This window comes from Nocardia sp. TBRC8007 (assembly GCF_056629435.1).
In genome coordinates, this window is record NZ_JBWSOR010000029.1 from 12,270 (window position 1) to 34,893 (window position 22,624).

Below are 22,624 nucleotides of genomic sequence, written 5' to 3' on the forward strand. Positions count from 1 at the left end.
TGTTCTCGGCCTCGAGAATGCGGCACCAGGAACTCCGATGCGTTCCGTGGTCAACCGGAGCACAACAGACCGAGACCGAGACCGAGCAGCACTACCGCGATCACCGAATCCAGGATCCGCCAGGCAAGCGGACGAGCGAACAACGGTCCGACCAGCCGAGCGCCGAAACCCAGAGCGGTGAACCAGAGCGCACTGGCCAGCATCGCCCCCGCACCGAGAAACCAACGGTCCGGGCTCGCATAGGTACTGGCGAACGAGCCGAGCAGGATCACGGTATCGAGGTAGACATGCGGGTTGAGCCAGGTCAATGCCAGACAAGTGGTCACCGTCGTACCGAGTGCCGCAGTGGTCCGGACCGATTCGGCGACCAGCGCGGCAGAGCGGAACGCGCGTCGTACAGCTAGGACCGCATAGCCGAGCAGGAACGCTGCTCCAGCATAACGCGCTACGACCAGCACCACCGGAACCGACTCGACGACAACGCCGAACCCTCCGACACCGACCGCGATGAGCGCGATATCCGATATCGCGCACACCACGATCACCGTGCGCACGTGCCTGCCACTGATCCCCTGCCTCAGCACGAAGGCATTCTGTGCACCGATCGCCACGATCAGGGACAGACCGAAGCCCAGCCCGGACGCACTCGCCACCACTGCCGAAGAGAAGCTCATGTCCAGCGACGCTAAGCCGCGCATTACATCAAGACAAGCTAATCTTTCTTAATTAAGATTAGCATTTCTTGATATGGATCTTCAGTTCGACCAGCTTCGCGCCTTCGAGGCCGCGATCACCGAGGGAACGTTCGAGGCCGCGGCGCGGCGGTTGCGCGTCACCCCCTCGGCGATCAGTCAACGAATCAAGGCATTGGAGGAAGCGGCGGGCCGGATTCTTGTACAGCGCGCGAAACCGGTACGGGCCACCGAATCCGGCCGCACGGTTCTTCGATTGGCCAGGCAGATCCAGTTGCTGGCCGGGGATGCCGCCCGTGAACTCGGCGATGATCCCGGTAATAGTCCGGTCCGAGTACCTCTCGCGGTCAACGCCGATTCGTTGGAGACCTGGGTAATCCCCGCACTCGGTCGCGCACCGCGCGGAGTGTGCTTCGAAATCCATCGCGAAGACGAGGAACACACCACGCGGCTGCTGCGCGATGGCACCGTGATGGCGGCGATCACCTCCACCGCACAACCGGTGCAAGGATGCAAAGTCGATCACCTCGGCGCGATCCGCTATCGGCCGATGGCCAGCCCCGAGTTCGCAAACACCTGGTTCGCCGACGGTGCGACCACGCAGTCCTATGCGGACGCTCCGGTAGTGCTCTTCGATCGTAAAGACGACTTACAGGACCGTCTGTTGCGACGCCGCAGCCGCACTCCTCTCGACCCGCCACGCCACTATGTCCCATCGTCCACAGGGTTCGCCGAGGCGGTCCGGTTGGGACTCGGCTGGGGCATGCTGCCAGACCTGCAAACACGAGATGATCACGCCACCGGCCGTCTGGTCTCGATCGATCCCGACGTCGTCATCGACGTCCCATTGTACTGGCAGCAGTGGCGGCTGGAGTCGTCCGCTCTCAGTACTATCGCCGCGACCATAGCCGCAGCAGCGGCAGAAGTACTGCGTTGATTTCGATCGGATGACCTGAGCAACAGCGCGCAGGCGCCGCCGCGACACTCGGCCGTTCACGCACGTTCGGTCCGGCGGCGGCAGCACGTCGCGGGGTAGCTTGGAGCGCAGCACACCGACCACAGATCCAGCTGCGTCTTACGCCTGATCACACCCGCTCAGGGAGTCCACTTGGCCCTATATCGTCACCCGTACTGTTCCCGCCTCCGCAGTGCTTGCGCTACTGCCGCCATGGCATGCGTGCTGCTGACCGGCAGCGCGGCCGAGGTGACCGCACGCCCGATCGGTCCCTACGACGTAGGCGGAGCGATCGAAGCCGAATACGACCGAGCCGGCGGGCACGCGTTCTTCGGCGACCCCGTCACCCCCGAATCCGCCGCCGCCCGCGGTGGCCGCTACCAGGCCTTCCAGCGTGATTGCTCCATCTACTGGCACCCGGACACCGGAGCGCATCAAATCGGTGGCGCCATCCGCAGCAAATGGGGTGATCTCGGCTACGAGGGCGGGCCGCTCGGCTATCCGGTCACGCGAGAAATAGCGACACCGTCGAAGTCTGGCCGCTACAACGTTTTTCAAGGCGGCTCCATCTATTGGTCGATCGGCACCGCAGCGCATCAGATCGGTGGCGCGATCCGGGACAAGTGGGGCTCCTACGGCTGGGAGAGCAGCCCGCTGGGCTTCCCCATCACCGACGAAACCCCCGCACGCACAGACAACGGCCGCGACAATCTCTTCGAAGGCGGTGCCATCTACTGGTCACCCGCCACGGGCGCCCACGTCGTCTGGGGAGCTATCCGAGGAAGCTGGGAGGCCGCGGGGGCCGAATCCGGTCGTTACGGCTACCCCACCAGCGATGAATACAATGTCGCCGCAGGCAAAGCCCAAGACTTCCAAGGTGGCCGCATCACCTGGCGTCCCTGAACTATATCGCCGTCCAGCGGCATTCCGGCCGGATCGATGGCGCAGTCGACAAGCCCTCGATTCGACGCCGATTCATACAATTCGGCTCGGCGCCACCGGTGGCCCTACCCCGAGGTAGGGCCGCCGTGGCCGAACCGGCCGGTGCCCGAGTCGATCCTCAGACCCCGACCTCGACCGGGATACTGCCATATCGCGGCAACCGCGTCAGATCAGCGAGCAACCAATCGGTACGTGCATGCGCTCGTGCATCGGCATGGACGACGCGTGGCCATATATCACTCGAAAAGCACGGTAGAGAAGCGCTTTTGTATAACAATTCGACATCGACATTTCTCGACCGATGTCGAATTGTTATCTGAATTCGACCGACGCCCTTCCGGATCCCTCTCGCCGACAAGGAATTTCATATACGGAGTGACAAACATATTCTCGCCCTGAGATTTTCATAACAGCTGAGGGGCGCATCCATCTCGGGGCGGATGCTTTCCGTAGGAAGATGCCCGCGTAGAACGCGGATACCACCTGCTCAGCGCATCTCCTTTCGCGGCCACTCGGCACTACATGATTCGGTGTGCCCTTGCGGCGCGACGCCACTGTCGTACCGCTCTGGTTCGAACTCGCCCGGCCGGTCGCGGCGGGACGGATCCCACGCCATCGCCGCCGACGACCCAGCCAACAAGGTGACGACGATGGTTGCCACAACTGCGTACAGCACTGATCTCCACTCTCCCGATAACCGAATCGTCACCGCGCGTTCATTTTGTATAGTCAACGCGCACAATTTATTTCACGCCAAACGATAGTAGAAAGCCTACGCGCGCACAGCATGTCGAGATCGACGACACATTTGCTGACCGGATCGGCGTCGGACCGGATCGCTCCTGCGAAAACCTGCGGACATACGGACGGAATCACCGGAATCGAGCATCCTTGGAGCTACCGTTCTCGGTTATGGACGACATCGAACTACAGCCGCCGAACGTCGCCTCCGCCAAGCACACAGGCTTGATACTGGACGTCGCTTCCCTCGACATCCATAATCCTCTCGCCAGCCCCGGCGAAATCACCTACCCGTATATCCGCTGCACCGATCATCGAATCCTGCGCCTGCCCGAACCACTGCACCGGTGGGCGACCGAAACTATAGCGCTGAACCACGCCAAACGCGCCGTCGGCGCGCCGCCGCTATTCCCCGGACAAGTCGAGTTCGGCATCCTCGATGGAGCTATGTACGCCGAGGTGCTCTGAAAAACGACGAATCCGGACCGGACCCAATCGTGCCGAGTCGGCGCGATCACTCGGAACAGCTACTCAGCGGACCAGCCGAACATCGCCAGCTCCTGTCTCGATGTCCGATACGCCGGCAGTACCAAGAACGACCACGCCCGCACCGACCCTGCGTTGGGCAGCGACTGCCCACATCGCCACACCTCAGTGACAGCGCCCGCTGAGCCCGGCACCGACGCCGCGCCACGGGCACACCGCGACACCACGGGATCGATTCCAGCCGGCCCCGCACGCCGAAACGGAATACCTCGACCACTCGCTGAGGCATGATGGAAGAAGCACACAGTCAATCGGATGAACGACACAGGATCCACGAGATGGCATCGCGCCATTCCCTCTCCCGGCGACGAGCCGCACTGGAACAAGAGTGGTCCCGATGGATACCCACCGGAACACCACAGAGCGATCCCACAGTGCGCAGTGAGGTCGCCCAGTCCTGGCTCCGGTCGCTGCGCACTGTTGATCCGGCGCGCGAGTACGCACCCCCTGCCGCAGCTGACATAGCCGCTCGCTGGGCCGAGTCCCCGCTGCGCGCACCGGTATCCGAACTCGGCGGCCATCTGCGTAACATCACCGAGGATGCGGGCTTCGTCGCGGCGATCACCGACGAGACCGGCACTATTCTGTGGTCGCACGGCAGTCCGATCATGCGTCGCCGCGCCGAGCAAGTGAACTTCGCCCCTGGCGGACGGTGGGACGAAGCGCATATGGGCACGAACGCATTGTCTTTGACACTGCGTACCGAACAGCCACATACCGTGTTCTCCGCCGAGCATCTGGTGGCTGTCCTGCATGGATGGGTCTGTTACTGCGCGCCGATCCGCGCGATGGACGGGCGGCAACTCGGCGTATTCGATCTGTCCACCACCTGGGACCGCGCCCACCCGTTGACCATGTCCACTGTGGCCGCTCTGGTCACTGCGATCGAAACCACCATGCGTCACCGAATAGACGCACCGCCCGGGGTCCGGCTGACCTGTCTCGGCGGCGGCTACTTGACCCGCGGCGGGGCACCCGTGCGGTTACGCCCCCGGCATGTGGAAATCTTGGCCTTGCTGGCACTCGAACCCGAGGGATTCACCCACGAACGTCTGCACTTCGCCGTGTACGGGGATCGCCCGGTCGGCACGAGCACCCTCAAATCCGAGATATCTTACCTGCGGCGTGCGACCGGCGGCGGGATCACCAACCGGGTCTATCGGCTGCTGAGCCCGCTGTCCTGTGACGCGGTCGACGTACTCGCCGCACTGGCGGCCGGCGACACCGCCACAGCCGTCGAACTGTATCGCGGTCCCCTGCTCCCCGAGTCGAACACACCGGGGATCGTGCAGTGGCGCGAGTATCTCGAGGTCGGTGTGCGGACCGCGGTGCTGTCCAGTGGGATTGCCGAGCACGCGCTGCGCTACGGCGAGCGCGCACCCCACGACATCGAGATCCACGAACACGCACTCCGCCTGCTACCCACAGATGACGGCCGACGCGCCCTCGCGGCGGCCCGGCTGCACAGCGCGCTCCGAAGCTGAATTCCCACCTGGCGTGATCCCATGTCGTGCGCCTCAACGTTTTCTCAACCTACGCACGGCATAGTGATCCGCATCACGACGGAGTCGCCGCGCGCTGCACGGTCGAAACCAATTGAGGAGTCATCCGCCATGAACTACACAAAGCCGGGAACCGAAGGCAGCCTTACCGAATTCGCCACGCGCTATGAGAACTTCATCGGCGGCGAATGGACCGCTCCCGTCGAGGGCCGCTACTTCGAGAATCCCTCCCCAGTGGATGGACAGACATTCTGCGAGGTGGCACGCTCCTCGGCCGCTGATATCGATCTCGCCTTGGATGCCGCGCACCGAGCGGCCGATGCGTGGGGTGCCACCCCGGCCGCCGAACGCGCCAGTCTGCTCAACAAGATCGCCGACCGGATCGAGGACAACCTCGATTCTCTGGCGGTCGCCGAGACCTGGGAAAACGGCAAGCCGATCCGGGAATCGCTGACTGCCGACCTACCACTGGCAGTCGATCACTTCCGCTACTTCGCCGGCGTGCTCCGCGCCCAGGAAGGCAGTATCAGCGAGGTCGACGCGGATACCATCGCCTATCACTTCCACGAGCCGCTCGGAGTGGTCGGGCAGATCATTCCGTGGAACTTCCCTATCCTGATGGCTGCCTGGAAGCTCGCACCCGCGCTGGCCGCGGGAAATACGGTGGTGCTCAAACCCGCTGAGCAGACTCCGGTCTCGATCTTGAAGGTAGTCGAACTGGTCGCCGATCTGCTGCCGCCGGGTGTGCTCAATGTGGTCAACGGCTTCGGCGTGGAGGCAGGCAAGCCGCTGGCGAGCAGTCCGAGGGTGGCCAAGGTCGCCTTCACCGGCGAGACCACCACCGGCAGGCTGATCATGCAGTACGCCAGCGAGAACATCATCCCCGTCACACTTGAACTGGGCGGGAAGAGTCCCAATATCTTCCTGCCCGATGTCATGGCCGCCGACGACGCCTTCTTGGACAAAGCCGTGGAGGGCTTCGTGATGTTCGCGCTCAACCAGGGCGAGGTGTGCACATGCCCCTCCCGCGCTTTGATCCACTCGTCGATCTACGACGATTTCATCGCCAGGTGCGTCGAACGGACCGAGGCGATCCGAAGCGGCGATCCGCTGGACGATAACACCATGATCGGCGCCCAGGCCAGCAATGACCAGTACGAGAAGATCATGTCCTACATCGACATCGGCCGCAGGGAAGGCGCGCAGGTACTCACCGGTGGCGGTCCGCGCAAGGTGGCGGAATACCCCGATGGCTACTACGTGGAGCCGACGATCTTCCGTGGGCACAACGACATGCGGATCTTCCAGGAGGAGATCTTCGGACCGGTGGTGTCGGTAACCACGTTCGATTCCATCGACGAGGCACTGAAGCTCGCCAACGAGACCCTCTACGGCCTCGGGGCCGGTGTGTGGACCCGGGATATCAACGCCGCCTACCGGCTCGGCAGGCGGATCAAGGCGGGCAGGGTCTGGACCAATTGCTATCACGCGTATCCCGCGCACGCCGCCTTCGGCGGTTACAAGAAGTCCGGTATCGGACGCGAAAACCACCGCATGATGCTCGACCACTACCAGCAGACCAAGAACCTGCTGGTCAGCTACTCCCCGGACAAGCTAGGGCTCTTCTGATGCCCGATCCAGTCCACCGAGTCGAACTCACTGAGCGGGCAGCGGTGTTGCTGCGCACTCTGATCGAGCGACATGGCCCGGTCATGTTCCATCAGTCCGGCGGCTGCTGCGACGGCAGTTCGCCGATGTGCTACCCACGTGGCGAGTTCAGGGTCGGTGCGTCGGACGTGCTGCTCGGGCACCTAGAGGGGGGAACTCCGTTCTGGATGAGCGCGGATCAGTACGAGTACTGGCACCATACCCACCTCACCGTTGATGTGGTGCCGGGGCGGGGCGGAGGTTTCTCCCTGGAAGCACCCGAGGGGGTGCGCTTTCTGATCCGTTCGCGGTTGCTCACCGACGAGGAGCTGGCCGCGCTCGCCGCGAAGCCACCACCCACCGGGGCGGATCCACCTCCCTGAACAGTCCCGGATACGGTCTGAAAGACCTTCGGATATGACTGCCCACTGAATTATCACCTCAGTGGGCAGTGCGCCCAGATCATCGGGCGATACCACTACGCGAGAGCAATGCCGTCCAGCAGCGAGCAGATCAGAGCACTGGGTGCTTCAGGACGTGGTGCCTGCGGGTGGTTAAGGTGCGGCGGTGGATAGAGCGGAATTCGTCGAGCGCGGTGCTTCCATCGCCGATCGTCTGCTGACCCCCCAAGCGCAACCACCTTGGTGGCTGGTGGCAGCGAGCGCGGTGGCAGCACTCGTACTGGTGGGCTACCACCCGATCTGGCGACTTGCGCGCAATATCGTCACCATCGCGCATGAAGGCGGGCATGCGCTGGCCGCACTCCTGACCGGCAGGAAACTCACCGGTATTCGGGTGCACTCGGATACTTCAGGCCTCACGGTGTCGAGCGGAAAACCTTATGGCCTCGGGATGATCCTCACTACTATGGCGGGATACCCGACACCGTCGATACTCGGGCTCGGGTTCGCCGCGTTGCTCGGAGCGAGCCGTATCACGCTGCTGCTCTGGACCGCTATCGCGCTGCTCGCCATGTTGCTGATCAAGATCAGAAACCTCTATGGTGCCCTCACGGTGGTTGGGCTCGAAGCGGTGGTCTTCCTCGTATCTTGGTTCGGCACCGACACGCTGCAAGCAGGTTTCGCGTATCTGGGCACCTGGTTCCTGTTGTTCGCGGGGGTACGGCCGGTGGTAGAGCTGCAACGCGGACGGTCCAGACAGCAGCATTCCCGCTATCACCAGATCGACTCCGATGCCGATCAGCTCGCTCGGCTCACCCGGCTGCCCGGATTACTGTGGGTAATTGTATTCGGCGCGATAGCGGTGGGCGCGCTGCTACTGGGCGCGAGATTACTCGTCGCCGACCTCACCGGCGTCTGCTCGCCCGCTTCATACCCTGATTCCTGCACCACGACGCGCTGATCGGCGCGACCGCGCAGCGAGGCAGGATGTTCCCATGAAACTGCGTATCTTCACCGAGCCACACCAGGGTGCGAGCTATGACACGCTACTGACTGTCGCGAAGGCCACCGAGGAATTGGGCTTCGACGCATTCTTCCGCTCCGACCACTACCTGGCCATGGGCAATTCCGACGGCCTACCCGGACCCACCGACGCCTGGATCACACTGGCCGGGCTGGCCAGGGAAACCACACGGATTCGGTTGGGCACACTCGTTACCGCGGCCACCTTCCGGCTACCAGGCCCATTGGCCATCCAGGTGGCCCAAGTAGACCAGATGTCGGGCGGACGGACGGAATTCGGCCTGGGTACCGGCTGGTTCGCTGAAGAGCACACCGCGTACGGCATCCCCTTCCCCACCGACAAGTTCGCCAGACTCGAAGAACAGCTGGCGATCATTACGGGACTGTGGGCGACCGAGCCCGGCGGCACCTTCAGCTATGCCGGCGCGCACTATCGGCTCACCGACTCCCCCGCGCTGGCTAAGCCGAAGCAGAATCCGATGCCGTTGCTGATCGGCGGTCTGGGTACCGTCCGCACTCCGCGACTGGCCGCACAGTACGCGACCGAGTTCAACATCCCGTTCGCATCAGTCGAGGACAGCGCGCGGCAGTTCGATCGGGTCCGTGCCGCCGCGGTGGCATGCGGCCGCGGCGCCGAGGACCTGGTTTACTCCAACGCCCTGGTGGTGTGCGTCGGCACGACCGAAGCAGAAGTGGCACGCCGCGCCGCGGCAATCGGCCGCGAGGTGGACGAGCTGAAGGTCAACGGCCTGGCCGGTTCGCCCGCTGAGGTGGTGGACAAGATCGGCACATACACCGCGATCGGCTGCCAGCGCATCTATCTACAGCTGTTGGACCTGTCCGACCTCGATCATCTGGAGCTGATCGCCGCGCAGGTGCTGTCACAGCTCTGAGCTGCCCTTGTTCGTCGTCCCGGCGCATTACATGCGTTACCTGACACGGACGACGCAGGCAGAGCCGGCCGGCACGGCAACCGAGTTCGACTGCCGACTGCCCCTGTGAGCAGCATCACTTACTGATTAATTGTGCACAATATAGTTGTTCTCTATATTCATACGAGTGACCGATCGCCATACTGTCGACGAGCTGCTGTGTTTTCAGCTCTACACAGCATCCCGGGTCATGACTGCGGTCTACCGTCCCAAGTTGAAGCGAATCGGACTCACATATCCGCAATATCTGGTGATGCTGACATTGTGGGAACGCGACGGACGCAGCGTCGGCGATGTCTGCCATGCGCTCGACCTGGACTCCGGCACACTCTCCCCGCTACTCAAACGCCTGGAGGCGATGGGCCTGGTCGAGCGGCGACGGGCCGTGGACGACGAACGTCGTGTCGATATCCAGCTCACCGAACATGGACGCGCGTTACACGCTGAGGCGGGGGGCATCCCGGCCGAAATGGCCAAGGCTGCCGGCCTGCCCATGGAGGAACTTCTCGCGTTGCGCAACACCCTGCAGCGGTTGACGCAATCGCTGATGTCCCAACTGAACGAAGGAGACTAACCATGCAGATCCGCTACACCGCCGAAGCCCTGGCCAGCGGCGACGGACGCAACGGCCACGCGCGCACCACCGACGGCAAGATCGACGTGGATCTGTCCATCCCCGAGGAAATGGGCGGCACCGGCACAGGCACAAACCCCGAGCAGCTTTTCGCGGCAGGCTACGCGGCGTGCTTCCATTCGGCGCTGCGCCTGGTCGGTGAACAAGTCGGGGCGAATATCGATGATTCCGCGGTCGGCGCGAAGGTCGGCATCGGCCCGAACGATACCGGCGGGTTCGGACTGGCAGTTACCCTGGAAGTCTCGCTTCCTCATCTGCCCGAGGAGGATGCCCGAGCGCTCGCCGACAAGGCACACCAGGTGTGTCCCTATTCCAACGCGACCCGGAACAACATCGATGTCGAGGTTCTTGTCGCCGTGGACTGATCCGGGAAGGAGCGGATATGCGTGCGGTAGTTTTCGAGAAATATGGCGAACCGAGGGATGTGCTCACCCTAGCCGAGCGGCCGGTGACAGACCCCGGACCGGGCGAAGTACGAGTCGCGCTGATCCTCTCACCGATTCACCACCACGACTTGGAGATCGTACGTGGCCTCTACGGATACAAACCCGCTCTGCCCTCCGTCCCCGGCACCGAAGCAGTTGTCCGGATCAAAGCGGTAGGTCCTGGCGTCACCCACCTGACGGTCGGCCAGCGTGGAGCACTCAACCGGGATCAGCACGTATGGGCCGAACAATTCGTATGCCCCGCCTGGCGGGTGGTCGCAGTGCCGGACACGGTTCCCGACGAAACCGCAGCCCAAGTGCTCCTCATGCCATGGAGCGCGCGGGCGTTGGTCGATCACCTCGATCTACGGTCCGGTGACTGGCTGATGATCAACGCCGCCAACGGCGCGATCGGCAAGCTGGTCAACCTATTCGCCCGGCGGCGCGGGCTACATGTGCTGAACCTTGTGCGCAGACCCACCGCAGTCGCGGCGATGCGTGAACTCGGATACGATCCGGTGCTCGACACCGAAAGCCCGGGCTGGGTGGATCAGGTCGAGGCCTCGACCTCGGGTGCGTTGATCACACGAGCCATCGACCAGTTGGGCGGTCGCGCCGCAGACGAGGAATTGATGCTGCTCGCCCCGGGCGGTCGACTGATCTCCTTCGGTCAGTTGACGGGGGAGCCGATGTCGATCAACTCCGGCACCCTCATCTTCAAGCAGGCAGTAGTCGAGGGCTTCTGGATCAACAAGTCGAACGAGAGGCTCGGCCGCACGCGAATCATCCAGATGGCCGAAGAACTGGTCGAACTCGCGGCCCAGGGCGAGTTGCAGAGTGACTTCGAAGCCGTATATCCGATGGAGTCCGTGTCCGAGGCGGTGGTCGCCGCCGAGACTTCGGGCCGCAACGCCAAGATCGCGCTGCGTGCTCAACCCTCCTGAGCGATGTCGAGTACGGCCATCGCGGCGTTGTGTCCGGGGATGCCACTGACCCCGCCGCCCCGGACAGCCCCTGCACCACACAGGAATATGTTGCGGTGACCGGTCGACACACCCCACCTGACAGCAGGATCGGCCCGATCGGCGCCCTCCGGGAGATAGGGGAAAGCCAGGTCTTGGTGGAAGATATGCCCACCAGGCAATCCGACCTCACGCTCGAGTTCGGGCGGAGTCTTGGCCTCCAGACAGAGCTCACCATGCTCGTCAGTCGCCATACAGTCGACGATAGATTCGGCCAATACCGAATCCAATTGCGCTAGTGTCGCTTTCACTGCATCCTTCTTCGATCTCTCCGGATCGGCGGCGAACAGTTCCGCTTTCATGTGCAAACCGAACAGGGTAAGGGTGTGCGCGCCCCGCGCAGCCAAGGCAGGCGCCAAGATCGTCGGATCGGTCAATGTGTGGCAGTAGATTTCGGCCGGTGGCGCGGAGGGGATACGACCGCTCGCCGCTTTGCCATAGGCGTGATCGAGCTGGGTGTAGGACTCACCGATGTGGAAAGTCCCGGCGAACGCCTCGCGCGGGTCGGTATGCGCATCACGCAGGCGCGGCAATCTACGCAACAACATGTTCATCTTCAGCTGCGCCCCCTCTGGCTTCGGCGGGAATGGATCGCCGAGCAACTCCGCAAGCAGATACGGCGCCACGTTCACCAACACATGACGGGCACCAACTCTGCCATCTGAAAATCCGACTTCCGCTGCGATTCCGTCGGTTTCGATACTCGTCACCTCGCATTCGGTGACAATCCGCGCACCAGCGGAACGCGCGGCCGCGACCAATGCGTCGGTGAGCGCGCCCATACCACCGACCGGTACATCCCATTGCCCGGTGCCACCGCCGATCACATGATAGAGAAAACAACGATTCTGGCGCAGCGACGGATCATGTGCATGGGTGAAAGTGCCGATCAATGCGTCAGTGAGCACCACGCCGCGCACGATGTCATTATCGAAGAACGACTCGATCATCTCCCCCAAGGGCCGCTCGAAGAGCGCTTCCCAGAGCGCCGGCTCGGCGACAATTTCCCGCAACTCGGTTTCGGACGGCAGCGGCTGCGTCAAAGTCGGGAATACCCGGCGCGCCAAATACCCAGTGGCGCTATAAAATCGCTGCCACGCGAGAAATTCTCGAACAGACCCGGTGAGCCGCGCGAAGCTCGCCTCAGTCCGCCCTTTCTCCGCGGAGATCAGCAGCCCTCCCGCATCGACCGGAGTATAGGACGAAACCGACCTGTGCCGAGTCACGAACCTCAGCCCCAGATCGTCCACTATCGACTGCGGCAGCAAACTCACCAGATACGAGTACCGCGACAACCGAGCATCGGCACCGGGAAAAATCCGGGCCGACACGGCGGCACCGCCCACATACCGCCGCCGCTCCAACACCAGTACCGACCGCCCGGCCCTGGCCAAATACGCAGCGGCCACCAAGCCATTGTGACCGCCCCCGACAATCACGACGTCATAGGAAGAGCGAACCGGCGTCATACGTCTTCCCTAGCATAGATCCGATCGGCATCGCGCCCGAGCGATACACAAGCCGAAACCGATATCCACGATTCCGCATCCGACGCACGCGTCGTACATCGGTCCGAACAGCACCGACACATTCGACCATACAGTTACCCTGTAGCTATCGATTCTCTATTTGTCCAGCAGGAAACGCGCAAGCGCTCACCCACAAGGCACACCCCGTGTGCCCGTATTCCAACGCGACCCGCGGCAATATCGGCCTCGAGACACAGTCGCCGTGGACTGAGCAAGAAGGAGTGGATATGCGTGCTGTAATCATCGAGCAATTCGGCGAACCGAGGGACGTGCTCACTCTCGCCGAGCGACCGTTACCGGAACCTGAAAAGGGCGAAGTACAGCTCGAGCTGATTCTCTCGCCGGTCCATCACCACGATCTGGAGATCATGCGCGGTCTCTACGGATACAGGCTCGCACTGCCCGCTGTTCCCGGTACTGAGGCGGTCGCCCGGATCACCGCGCTGGGGCCCGGCGGCGTCGGCGATCTCTCGGTCGGCCAGCGGGTCGCGGTTTATCACGATGGCGTGTGGGCCGAGCGCTTCGTATGCCCGGGCTGGAAAGTTTATCCGGTGCCGGACACAGTGCCCGACGAAATCGCGGCTCAGATACTCGTCATGCCATCGAGCGCGATGGTGCTGGTCGACAGCCTCGGCCTGCGGTCGGGCGACTGGCTGATGATCAACGCCGCCAACGGCGTGATCGGCAGGTTGGTCAATGTCTTTGCCCGGCGCCGCGGTCTGCGTGTGCTCAACCTGGTGCGCGGACCCGCCTCGGTAGCGGCCCTGCGTGAACTCGGATACGAGCCTGTACTCGACACCGAGAGCCCTGACTGGATGGACCAGGTCGAGACCGCGACCTCTGGTGCATTGATCACCCGGGCCATCGACCAGGTAGGTGGCAGCGCCGCGGCCGACCAGCTGACCTTGCTGGCACCCGAAGGTGAACTGTTTTCCTTCGGTCAGTTGTCAGCCGAGCCGGTACCGCTCAATGTGGGCACGCTCATTTTCAAACAGGCTACGATCAAAGGGTTCTGGGCCGCTAAACAAGTCGAGCGAAAGGGCCCCCAGAATACCCAGCGGATGGCCCTCGAACTGTTCGCAATGGCGACCCGCGGCAAGATTCCGCTGAGCATCGAGACCGTCTATCCGCTGGAGTCCGTAACGGAGGCCGCGATCGCCGCCGAGACATCGGGACGCAATGCCAAGGTCGCGTTAAAGGCTTCATCCGCCTGAGCGAGACCGAACAGAAAAGAGACAGATTCCCCCATGACCGGAACGGGAATGGTCACCTGGCCGCTCCCGGTCTGGGTATGGCCACGGACGGCAATGTTTCGGGCTGAGGCAGCTCGCAGGCGCCGGAGGGAGTAGTGGCGGATGGACCAGCATGAGATGGTCTCGTTGGGGATCGGTGAACAGCGTGAGCTGTTGGCGCGGGGAACTCTGTCGGCGCGGCAGCTCGTCGAAGCGACACTCGACAAGATCGATGCCACCGAAGAACTCGGTGCCTTCACTCGCGTGTTACGTACGGAAGCCAGGGCATCGGCTGTCGAACGTGATCGGGAGCAGGTCGCGGGCGATGCCGTGGGCCCCTTGCACGGTATTCCGATCGCGGTGAAAGACGAGTACGACGTCGCTGGTGTGGTAACCACCTTCGGCACTCGTGCGAACTCGACGCCCGCGGCGGCGGACGCCGAATTGGTGCGCAGGCTGCGTGCGGCTGGAGCGATCATCATCGGTAAAACCACGATGTCGGAGTTCGGACAGTGGCCGTTCACCGAGACCACCACTTTCGGGACGACTCGCAACCCATGGGATCCCACCCGCTCCACCGGCGGGTCGAGCGGCGGGTCGGCCGCTGCGGTGGCTGCCGGGCTGGTACCCGCCGCGATCGGTGGCGACAGCGGCGGCTCGATCCGGATTCCGGCGGCATGTTGCGGGCTGTTCGGCCTCAAACCGCAACGCGGGCGCGTGCCCATGGCCCCGAACAAACACCTGTGGGAAGCGCTGGGCGTCGCAGGACCACTCACCCACGGTGTGCTGGACTCGGCTGTTGTTTACGACGTCCTTCGCGGCAACACTCCCACCGACCGGTTCCGGGCGCCAGATCCGGCGATATCGTTCGAGACGGCGGCCCGTGGACCGACTCGGCCATTGCTGATCGGTTACAGCATGAAATCTCCTACACCGCTGGTGAGACTCGATCCTATGCATGCGCGAGCTGTCCGCGAGACCGCGGATCTTCTGCGGGATCTGGGGCATGCGGTAATGGAGACAGACCCGGAATATCCGGAATCGACCCATGCGTTCTTTCCACAGTTCTATGCAGGCGTGCGTGCCGAAATAGCCGAGATGGACCATCCGGAGCTAGTCGAACGCCGTACCAAACAGACGGCCGCGCTGGGTGTATGGACGTGCGGCAGCGTGGTCGAATGGGCGATACGGCGGGGAGAAGTGCTGGCAGACAAGGTAGATCGGATCTTCGCGGAGTACGATCTACTACTCACCCCGACCATCGCGATACGCCCGCCATTGCTGGGGGTACTCGACGGGGCGGACACAGTACGCGCGCAGCTCACTTCTCTTCCGATGGTCGCCTATACCGCGCTGTGGAACGTCACCGGGCATCCAGCAGCCGCCCTGCCCGTGGGCATCGGAGAAGACGGACTCCCCTTGTCGGTTCAGTTGGTCGGTCCTACGAACGGTGAGACCACAATCCTCCCGGTGGCCGCACAACTCGAGCAAGCACGTCCGTCTCCCCGACTGCGCACCTGACCCTGTTACCCGAGCAACCGAGGAATATTCACAAAACCCCCCTGTTCAGCGAACAAAGTTCAGTACTGTCGATATATGCGCAGGACCGATGCAGCGAGCGGGACCGCCGAGCCTGGCCACCCGCCCGCAGACACCGTGCTCGACGATATCGACCGGACCCTACTCGACCATCTGGCCAGAGACGGACGCATGACGAACAACGCGCTGGCCGCCGCCGCAGGGATCGCGCCTTCGACCTGCCTGGGACGGGTACGGGCATTGGTGCAGCACGGTGTCATTCGCGGATTCCATGCCGACATCTCCCCAGCGGCGCTGGGCCGCAGCCTGCAGGCCATGATCGCAGTGCGCCTACGTGCGAGTGCGCGTGGACAACTGGCCCGGTTCGGCGAGCACATATCGGCATTGGAGGGTGTACTCAATGTGTACTTCATCGCGGGCGCTGATGACTATCTGGTGCACATCGCCACCGCGAATACCGACGAGCTGCGCGCATTCGTGCTGAGTCACCTCAATTCTCACCCAGCAGTCGCCTCGACCGAGACCATTCTCATCTTCGAGCATATGCGCCCACGACCGGGCACCGCCTGACGAGCGCTGCTGGATACCTCACACGGCCAAGCTGTGCGCTGGGTAACCGTGCGCCTGGGCCACCGCCTCCGACAGGAGCGCACCGTGATGGGTACTCAGCCCTGCTGCCAAGCCGGGATCAGCGGCCACCGCGTCCCGCCATCCGTGCTCCGCGATCGAAACGACATACGGCAATGTGGCATTGGTGAGCGCGATCGTCGAGGTATGCGGCACCGAACCGGGCATGTTCCCCACGCAATAGAACATCGTCTCATGTACCTGGTAGGCCGGTTCCGCGTGCGTGGTGGGCCGCGAGTCCTCAAAGCAACCGCCTTGGTCGATCGCGATATCGACGAGTACGGCACCCGGCTTCATCTGCGAGACCAGTTCATTGGACACCAAAGTCGGAGCCTTGGCGCCAGGCACAAGCACCGCGCCGATCACCAGGTCCGCCTCCCGCACTGCGGCCTCCACCTCGAACTTATTGGACATGATCGTGCGCACGCGACCGCCATACTGCGCATCGACCTCGCGTAGCCTCGCGATGTTCAGGTCCAGGACAGTGACATCGGCACGCATGCCATAAGCCACCGCTAGCGCGTTGCCGCCCGCGACACCTCCACCGAGCACGGCGACCTTAGCCGGCCTAGTACCCGGCACACCGCCCATCAACACCCCACGGCCACCAGCACTGCGCATCAGGTGATAGGCGCCCGCCTGCGCGGCCAGCCTGCCCGCGACCTCACTCATCGGCGCGAGCAACGGCAGCGAACCATCACGACCGGTCACCGTTTCGTAGGCGATGGCAGTGGTGCCGGAAGACAGCAATGCGTCGGTGCACTCCTGCGAGGCGGCCAAGTGCAGATAAGTGAACAGCACCTGATCCGCGCGCAGACGGCCGTACTCCTCGGGCACCGGCTCCTTCACTTTGAGTATCAGATCGGCGGTTGCCCAGACTTCGTCGGGGGTATCGAGTATGTGCGCGCCCATAACGGTGTACGCCTCGTCCGGAAAAGCCGAACCTCGACCGGCGCCTGTCTCCAGGTACACCTCATGACCACTCGAGACGAGTTCATGCACGCCGGCCGGCGTGCATGCCACGCGATACTCGTGGTTTTTGACCTCGCGGGGGATTCCGATCCTCATCTGTACTCCGATCGTCAGCGGACGACTACACAATCTGTCCGGGATGATTTGCGGTCATCCTGAAGTATGAATTTCATGCGAAATGATGTCTACAAAAATGAATATAATTCATTTATTCATCGAAATTTATCGAAATATGCGAATAATCTGGATTCTTCGGACCCTGATCCGCAGCATCTTCGACACCGATCGCGCTGGGCGGGTCATCTCCGCCCAACCGCCTCGGCGGGACGACCCGCCGCCACCCATGGAACGCATGGTGTGTCGGGTTCATCGGCAGAACACCACTGGCGTGGCAATGCGGCGTATCCGCTGGGCGGCGGTGCCGCCACGATGTTCTCGGTACCGTGCCCGCACTGCCCATCGGCGGCCCGGTGTCGATCGCTACAGATGTCGCATGCTGCGACCGGTGGCATTGACCGATACGATCGGATCTCCGATACCCGCATTCGAGCACCCGGCAGCTCCTCGCTGACAACGGGGCGATACTGCGCGCCGCCACATTCGGACCGGCAATATCCGTGGCAGCAGGCACCTGAAAGAACCGTCGCAACCACGCTACGGACAGCACGGAGCACGTCATTCGGCGATAGCCTTACCGCAGGTTCCGTGAGCGGCACAGGCTGCGCCCGCACCGCTCACGGACTGGACGTCGTGGTCGAACACACTGGCATGCCTGAACGACGTCGGGCCCTACCTGTTCGCCGCCACGTGGGTGAGATATACGCGAGAAACCCGCTGGTTACGGCAGAACCCAGGACGTTCTTCGATTGCCTGCGCTGTGGTCTCGCAGGCAGCAGCTGAGTGCCTAGCTCTGGTGCTACACGACTACCGGATCCGACCTCGGATCTGATCCGCACCAGATCGCAGACGAGCCGCTCAATTCTTCGGCGTCAGCAGAACCAGCGGAATCTCCCGTGTGGTCTTTGTCTGGTAGTCGGCGTAACCCGAATAGGCACTGGTGACCTTCGGCCATAAACTCGCCCGCTCCTCATCAGTCGCCACTCGAGCTGTCATGGGTGCTTTCGGACCGTTTCGTACCGAGACGACAACGTCTGGATTGTCACGCAGATTCAGAAACCATGCCGGATGGATCGGATCGCCTCCGCGTGAGGCGACAACGACATAGGTATCGCCATCGACAATCGGAGCGGTGAGCATGACCGCATGCGGTCGACCGGATTTGCGCCCAATGGTCGTGAGCTCGAGTGACGGCATACCCGCGATCCGATCGCCCAGCTTTCCGAAGCTGATCTTCAGCAAGGCGCGATGCCCTGTGTTCATTACCTTCAGCATGAAATTCGAGGGCATAACCATCCTCACAATCGTCTCTATACATGACCCAGCGTGGCAGCTCCGTCTCCAGAACACGGCCACTCGGACTGTACCGGACGCGCAGCACGGTGCCCTGTTCTGTGAATGCCGTTACAAGAGAACAGAATCCCCCACTCAATGCTCAGTGCGCGGACCATCCCGACCATCGCGTGACATCGATGGCGATCACCGGTCCTCTCGGTGGCTGGTCCTGGTATACCGGATAGCGGTCGGTCAATCGGCGCTTCGCGGCATCGGCCTCGGCGGCATCGGTAATACGAGCTTCACCGTCAGCCCGCGCCCACCACAGGTAAGTCCAATCGTCGCTGTAGTGGTCGGCTAACACGGCGACTGCCGGGTTCACCGCGATATTGGCCAACCGACGCAACGCAGTGGTCGTCTTCGGCTTCGCATCGATACTGGTGTAGATCACTTCACCGACGACAACGAAGACAATCGGAACCAGGTGCGGACGCGCCGTGGCCGAAATAGTCGCCAACCGTGCGACCGTACTGATCGCGAATCGCTTGCGGGCCTCCATGGAATCCAGTCGCATACCTGTCTCCTCAATGTCTGCACTCAGGGAAGCAGGGATCGCGCCCGTTCCCTCCCCTAGGCATCCGGACATTTGCCATGAAATCACGGCGATCGACTACTCCCACGCTACGGTCTAGTGCATGTTTGGCCCCTCAACAGGCAATATCGCCAGAAGGAAGGCGGTCGTGGACATCGATATCACAACCCGGCTGAACTTAGCGTTCGAGATGTGGGAGCGAGCACACGGGCGCCCGCTGGCCGATGACACGGTCACGTCATGGTTGTCCGCCGCCGGGTACGACCTGGCACCCGGCTACCTGGCGCAGGTACGGCGTGGACAGGCCACCGCGCTCCCCGAGCGGGCCCGTGCCGGGCTCGCTCACGTTTTCGGCCTCGACCCCAGATATTTCGGTTTCGACCCCGGCTCCGATCAAACCGCAGACGCGGAAGTAATCGCGCATCTGGATAATTCAGCTCTGCGTCGTCTCGGACAAGCCGTGAACGGTCTCTCTTTGCGCACCCTGCTCTACCTCGAATCCTTCGCCGATATCCTCCGCCAAGCCGACGGACTGCCTCCCCGCGAGCAAACCGCGCAACTCTGACCGACCAACCCAGCAGAACGTTTTCGCCCCCCCGGATCGAGCAATCGGGCGGGCCTGCCTCACTTCCGGCACCGCGGCGGCACTACCCCACCATCCGGTACACCCTGCCGAATCCGCCGCGGCGGCCGGGCTCCGTAGCACAACCCCGATATCGGCTTTCCACCTGGGACAAGCCGCTCGATACAGTGGGCCGGTGATTCACACAGCCGCGTTGGCCCATATCCGGGACCGACGCCTGCTACAGGCACGCTCGGTCGGTAAAGACGTCTTCTATATGGCCGGCGGCAAAATCGACCCAGAGGAGACACCCGAGGCCGCGTTGCGCCGTGAGGTGCGTGAGGAACTCGATGTCGGCGTGATATCGCTCAGCGAACTCGGGGTATTCCAGGCAATGGCATACGGACATCCCCCGGGCACCCGACTACATATGACCTGCTTCACCGCAGTGATCGATGGCGAGCCGCGACCGGCAGGCGAGATCGCCGAGCTGCGATACTTCACCGTGCGCGAGTACGCTGCCATGGATCATGTCGCTCCCGGCTCGATGTTGGTCTTTCGCAGACTCCACGAACTCGACGCAGTCGACTGGTAGCCGCGGATACCGATGATGAAACGTGGGCGACCGCACCACACATACTGAGCAACCACAAAACAACACACCAGATGACGCACCTGTGCGAGGATCGGTACCGGCACCGGTGTGCGCATACGGATCATCCACCGGGTTCGACTCGACAAGCTGCCGACAATCCCGAGCAGCTGACTGCAGCCATCGCAGCGAATGACGCGAGCAGGATTCTCCACCACCTACAGGAGAGGCAGATGGTATTCACCAGAAGCGTCAGTGGAATTGCCGCTACAGCAGTCGTACTGTTGATCACTGCGGCATGTGGGTCCGGCAGCGACACGGAATCGACAACCACGATCACCTCGACGCCATCGATGACCTCGACCAATACAGACGCGGGCGAACTGCGTAGCAGTATCGCCACGACGGTCTCCTCTGTCGTGAACTCTGCCCTGAACACCGCGCAGCAAATGATCCAGGATGCGATCAATGCGGCACTGTCCGCGGCACCCATCACCTTCGACGACGGCAGTTCAGACCTCAGCTCGGCTGATACCGCCGCCATCAGAGCGGTGGCGCTCGCGCTGAAAGGGAACGACGCCAAGATAGAGATCAAAACCTACGCCCGGAAGTCGGACAATGATGCCGCCGAATCTCTGGCCGAGGCCCGTGGCAACAACATCGTGGCCGAACTCGAATCCGCTGGAATCGACAAAAAGCGAATCAACGTAAAGGCCGAGGGCAACCCAGAAACGTCAGACGTCAAGGTCAACGAGGCGCGGGTTTCGGTGGTCGCGGGATAACTGGGTAGCTGCACCTCTGACAACGCCGATCGGGCCGAGCCGGGAATCACCGCTGCGGGCGCAGACGACCATGTGACCACAGGCGCCCGCAGCGATAACCGTTCTAAACCGTGGGCTCCAAGTAGACCGGTAGCCTGGCATGGCCGTTGGAGATGAAGCTGGACACGGTGCCGAGGTCGGCAGGGTCGGCGGCGAGACGCATGTTCGGGAAACGCTGGAAAATGCCGGGCAAGGCGATCTCGGCTTCCAACCGGGCCAATGGCGCCCCTAGGCAATGGTGCGCCCCATAGCCGAAGGCCAAGTGCTCTTTACTCGGCCGCCGTATATCGAATTCGTCGGCGGTCGGGCCGTGGAGTTCAGGATCCCGGTTGGCTGCGGCGTAGGCCGCGAGGATCGGTTCTCCCTTGGCGATCCGAATGCCATCGACCTCGATATCATCGACGGCGAAGCGCAGCGGCAGGTTCGCCACCGGCGACTCGAACCGCAACGTCTCTTCGATCAGGTCAGTCCAGGCCACATCTCCCGAAGTCACTTCGTCGCGCTGGGTTGTACGAGTCAACAGCGCGAAAATCGCCTGGTCGAGCAGGTTCACCGTGGTCTCGTGCCCAGCGCTGATCACGAGCAGCAGTGTATCGATCAACTCCTGTTCGGTCAGCTGCGAGCCATCGTCCTCAGCACGGTACGAGATCAGCAAGCTGGTCATGTCGTCGCCCGGCTCCGCGCGGCGGTGGGCGACGAGTTCTCCGAGGATCCGGTACATCTCCATGTAGTTGGCCTGCGACTCCTCCGGTCCGAGCGAAGTGTCGAAGATGCCGTCGACGCATGTGCGCAAGCCGGCGTTCAGAGATTCCGGAACACCCATCAGAGCGCTGATGACCTGGATCGGCAGCGGGTAGGCGAACTTCTCCCGCAGGTCTACCGCTTCACCCGCCGGTGTTGCCGCGAGCTCGGCGAGCAGATCCGTAGTGATCTGCTCGACCATCGGCCGCATAGCCTGCGTACGGCGGTGCGTGAACGCGGGCGCGATCAGCTTGCGCAGCCTGCGATGATCGGCGCCATAGGCGGTGAACATATTGTCCACCGCCACCCACAGGAACAGCGGCCAATCCGGGGGGATCTCCCCATTGATGAAATCCGGCCAATGCTGCTTGGCACTTTTCGACACCCTGGGGTCGGCCAGCAGTTGCTTGAGGATGCCTGCATCGGTGACCGCCCAAGCTCGTACGCCGCCGGGCAGCTCGACGAGTGCGATCGGTCCCTGTGCGCGGATGCGAGCTGCTTCTCCCTGTATGTTGGTACCCATCGGGTCGAGCACCAAGGGTTTCAGGTCCATACGAATCTCC

Annotated in this window: 24 protein-coding genes; 17 read left to right on the forward strand and 7 right to left on the reverse strand. The window is 62.7% G+C overall.

Annotation, left to right across the window (positions count from 1 at the left end; translation table 11 throughout):
- Nucleotides 1-50 precede the first annotated feature (50 nt).
- Nucleotides 51-674, reverse strand: a complete 624-nt coding sequence (locus ACX4ZE_RS17935) for a LysE/ArgO family amino acid transporter (RefSeq protein WP_480274605.1) — start codon at nt 672-674, stop codon at nt 51-53.
- Between the two features lie 73 nt (nt 675-747).
- Here ACX4ZE_RS17935 and ACX4ZE_RS17940 point away from each other — a divergent pair, with 73 nt between their 5' ends.
- Together ACX4ZE_RS17940 and ACX4ZE_RS17945 are read left to right on the forward strand one after the other, a co-directional pair.
- Nucleotides 748-1,629: a LysR family transcriptional regulator ArgP gene (locus ACX4ZE_RS17940; RefSeq protein WP_480274606.1), complete on the forward strand. Its 882-nt coding sequence runs from the start codon at nt 748-750 to the stop codon at nt 1,627-1,629.
- 231 nt (nt 1,630-1,860) lie between these two features.
- Nucleotides 1,861-2,550, forward strand: coding sequence for an LGFP repeat-containing protein (locus tag ACX4ZE_RS17945; protein ID WP_480274607.1), 690 nt, complete (start codon nt 1,861-1,863; stop codon nt 2,548-2,550).
- 526 nt (nt 2,551-3,076) lie between these two features.
- On the opposite strand, the gene ACX4ZE_RS17950 is transcribed toward ACX4ZE_RS17945, so the two are convergent.
- Nucleotides 3,077-3,265 (reverse strand): hypothetical protein, encoded by a 189-nt coding sequence (locus ACX4ZE_RS17950; protein WP_480274608.1) that lies wholly within the window; start codon nt 3,263-3,265, stop codon nt 3,077-3,079.
- Nucleotides 3,266-3,501: 236 nt separating this feature from the next.
- Here ACX4ZE_RS17950 and ACX4ZE_RS17955 point away from each other — a divergent pair, with 236 nt between their 5' ends.
- From ACX4ZE_RS17955 to ACX4ZE_RS17995, 9 genes are all read left to right on the forward strand, one after another.
- Nucleotides 3,502-3,798 (forward strand): hypothetical protein, encoded by a 297-nt coding sequence (locus tag ACX4ZE_RS17955; protein ID WP_480274609.1) that lies wholly within the window; start codon nt 3,502-3,504, stop codon nt 3,796-3,798.
- 356 nt (nt 3,799-4,154) lie between these two features.
- Nucleotides 4,155-5,360: a transcriptional regulator gene (locus ACX4ZE_RS17960; protein ID WP_480274610.1), complete on the forward strand. Its 1,206-nt coding sequence runs from the start codon at nt 4,155-4,157 to the stop codon at nt 5,358-5,360.
- A gap of 129 nt (nt 5,361-5,489) precedes the next feature.
- Entirely contained in the window at nt 5,490-7,007 is a 1,518-nt protein-coding gene (exaC, locus tag ACX4ZE_RS17965) for an acetaldehyde dehydrogenase ExaC (RefSeq protein WP_480274611.1), read from the forward strand.
- The gene (locus ACX4ZE_RS17970; RefSeq protein WP_480274612.1) at nt 7,007-7,408 is read left to right on the forward strand and encodes a DUF779 domain-containing protein; all 402 of its coding nucleotides are present in this window, start codon (nt 7,007-7,009) and stop codon (nt 7,406-7,408) included. Before exaC ends, ACX4ZE_RS17970 begins: the two co-directional genes overlap by 1 nt.
- A gap of 184 nt (nt 7,409-7,592) precedes the next feature.
- The gene (locus ACX4ZE_RS17975; protein WP_480274613.1) at nt 7,593-8,387 is read left to right on the forward strand and encodes a M50 family metallopeptidase; all 795 of its coding nucleotides are present in this window, start codon (nt 7,593-7,595) and stop codon (nt 8,385-8,387) included.
- Between the two features lie 34 nt (nt 8,388-8,421).
- Nucleotides 8,422-9,342 carry an LLM class F420-dependent oxidoreductase gene (locus tag ACX4ZE_RS17980; RefSeq protein WP_480274614.1) on the forward strand — a complete coding sequence of 307 codons (921 nt, stop codon included), beginning with the start codon at nt 8,422-8,424 and terminating at the stop codon, nt 9,340-9,342.
- Nucleotides 9,343-9,508: 166 nt separating this feature from the next.
- Nucleotides 9,509-9,955, forward strand: coding sequence for a MarR family winged helix-turn-helix transcriptional regulator (locus ACX4ZE_RS17985; RefSeq protein WP_480274615.1), 447 nt, complete (start codon nt 9,509-9,511; stop codon nt 9,953-9,955).
- Between the two features lie 2 nt (nt 9,956-9,957).
- The gene (locus ACX4ZE_RS17990; RefSeq protein WP_480274616.1) at nt 9,958-10,380 is read left to right on the forward strand and encodes an organic hydroperoxide resistance protein; all 423 of its coding nucleotides are present in this window, start codon (nt 9,958-9,960) and stop codon (nt 10,378-10,380) included.
- Between the two features lie 17 nt (nt 10,381-10,397).
- A complete protein-coding gene (locus tag ACX4ZE_RS17995) occupies nt 10,398-11,384 on the forward strand; it encodes a zinc-binding dehydrogenase (protein WP_480274617.1) in 987 nt (328 codons plus the stop codon).
- On the opposite strand, the gene ACX4ZE_RS18000 is transcribed toward ACX4ZE_RS17995, so the two are convergent.
- Nucleotides 11,372-12,931: a phytoene desaturase family protein gene (locus ACX4ZE_RS18000; protein ID WP_480274618.1), complete on the reverse strand. Its 1,560-nt coding sequence runs from the start codon at nt 12,929-12,931 to the stop codon at nt 11,372-11,374. The genes ACX4ZE_RS17995 and ACX4ZE_RS18000 overlap by 13 nt on opposite strands.
- A gap of 287 nt (nt 12,932-13,218) precedes the next feature.
- Between ACX4ZE_RS18000 and ACX4ZE_RS18005 the strand changes: the two genes are divergently transcribed.
- The 3 genes from ACX4ZE_RS18005 (at nt 13,219) to ACX4ZE_RS18015 (ending at nt 16,332) form a co-directional block, all read left to right on the forward strand.
- The gene (locus tag ACX4ZE_RS18005) at nt 13,219-14,205 is read left to right on the forward strand and encodes a zinc-binding dehydrogenase (RefSeq protein ID WP_480274619.1); all 987 of its coding nucleotides are present in this window, start codon (nt 13,219-13,221) and stop codon (nt 14,203-14,205) included.
- A 141-nt stretch (nt 14,206-14,346) separates the two neighbouring features.
- Entirely contained in the window at nt 14,347-15,744 is a 1,398-nt protein-coding gene (locus tag ACX4ZE_RS18010; protein WP_480274620.1) for an amidase, read from the forward strand.
- Between the two features lie 75 nt (nt 15,745-15,819).
- Entirely contained in the window at nt 15,820-16,332 is a 513-nt protein-coding gene (locus ACX4ZE_RS18015; protein WP_480274621.1) for an Lrp/AsnC family transcriptional regulator, read from the forward strand.
- An 18-nt stretch (nt 16,333-16,350) separates the two neighbouring features.
- Here ACX4ZE_RS18015 and ald read toward each other — a convergent pair whose 3' ends face one another.
- The 3 genes from ald to ACX4ZE_RS18030 all read right to left on the reverse strand — a co-directional run bounded on the left by ald (nt 16,351) and on the right by ACX4ZE_RS18030 (nt 19,327).
- Nucleotides 16,351-17,457, reverse strand: a complete 1,107-nt coding sequence (gene ald, locus ACX4ZE_RS18020) for an alanine dehydrogenase (protein WP_480274622.1) — start codon at nt 17,455-17,457, stop codon at nt 16,351-16,353.
- Nucleotides 17,458-18,336: 879 nt separating this feature from the next.
- Nucleotides 18,337-18,768, reverse strand: coding sequence for a nitroreductase family deazaflavin-dependent oxidoreductase (locus ACX4ZE_RS18025; RefSeq protein WP_480274623.1), 432 nt, complete (start codon nt 18,766-18,768; stop codon nt 18,337-18,339).
- A gap of 145 nt (nt 18,769-18,913) precedes the next feature.
- Nucleotides 18,914-19,327: a TIGR03668 family PPOX class F420-dependent oxidoreductase gene (locus tag ACX4ZE_RS18030; RefSeq protein WP_480274624.1), complete on the reverse strand. Its 414-nt coding sequence runs from the start codon at nt 19,325-19,327 to the stop codon at nt 18,914-18,916.
- A gap of 166 nt (nt 19,328-19,493) precedes the next feature.
- On the opposite strand from ACX4ZE_RS18030, the gene ACX4ZE_RS18035 reads away from it, so the two are divergent.
- The 3 genes from ACX4ZE_RS18035 (at nt 19,494) to ACX4ZE_RS18045 (ending at nt 21,281) form a co-directional block, all read left to right on the forward strand.
- The gene (locus ACX4ZE_RS18035; RefSeq protein WP_480274625.1) at nt 19,494-19,910 is read left to right on the forward strand and encodes a hypothetical protein; all 417 of its coding nucleotides are present in this window, start codon (nt 19,494-19,496) and stop codon (nt 19,908-19,910) included.
- A gap of 193 nt (nt 19,911-20,103) precedes the next feature.
- Nucleotides 20,104-20,502, forward strand: coding sequence for an NUDIX hydrolase (locus ACX4ZE_RS18040; protein ID WP_480274626.1), 399 nt, complete (start codon nt 20,104-20,106; stop codon nt 20,500-20,502).
- A 230-nt stretch (nt 20,503-20,732) separates the two neighbouring features.
- Nucleotides 20,733-21,281, forward strand: a complete 549-nt coding sequence (locus ACX4ZE_RS18045) for an OmpA family protein (protein WP_480274627.1) — start codon at nt 20,733-20,735, stop codon at nt 21,279-21,281.
- A 103-nt stretch (nt 21,282-21,384) separates the two neighbouring features.
- On the opposite strand, the gene ACX4ZE_RS18050 is transcribed toward ACX4ZE_RS18045, so the two are convergent.
- Complete coding sequence (locus ACX4ZE_RS18050; protein ID WP_480274628.1) at nt 21,385-22,614, reverse strand: cytochrome P450 family protein; 1,230 nt, start codon at nt 22,612-22,614, stop codon at nt 21,385-21,387.
- Between the last annotated feature and the right edge of the window lie 10 nt (nt 22,615-22,624).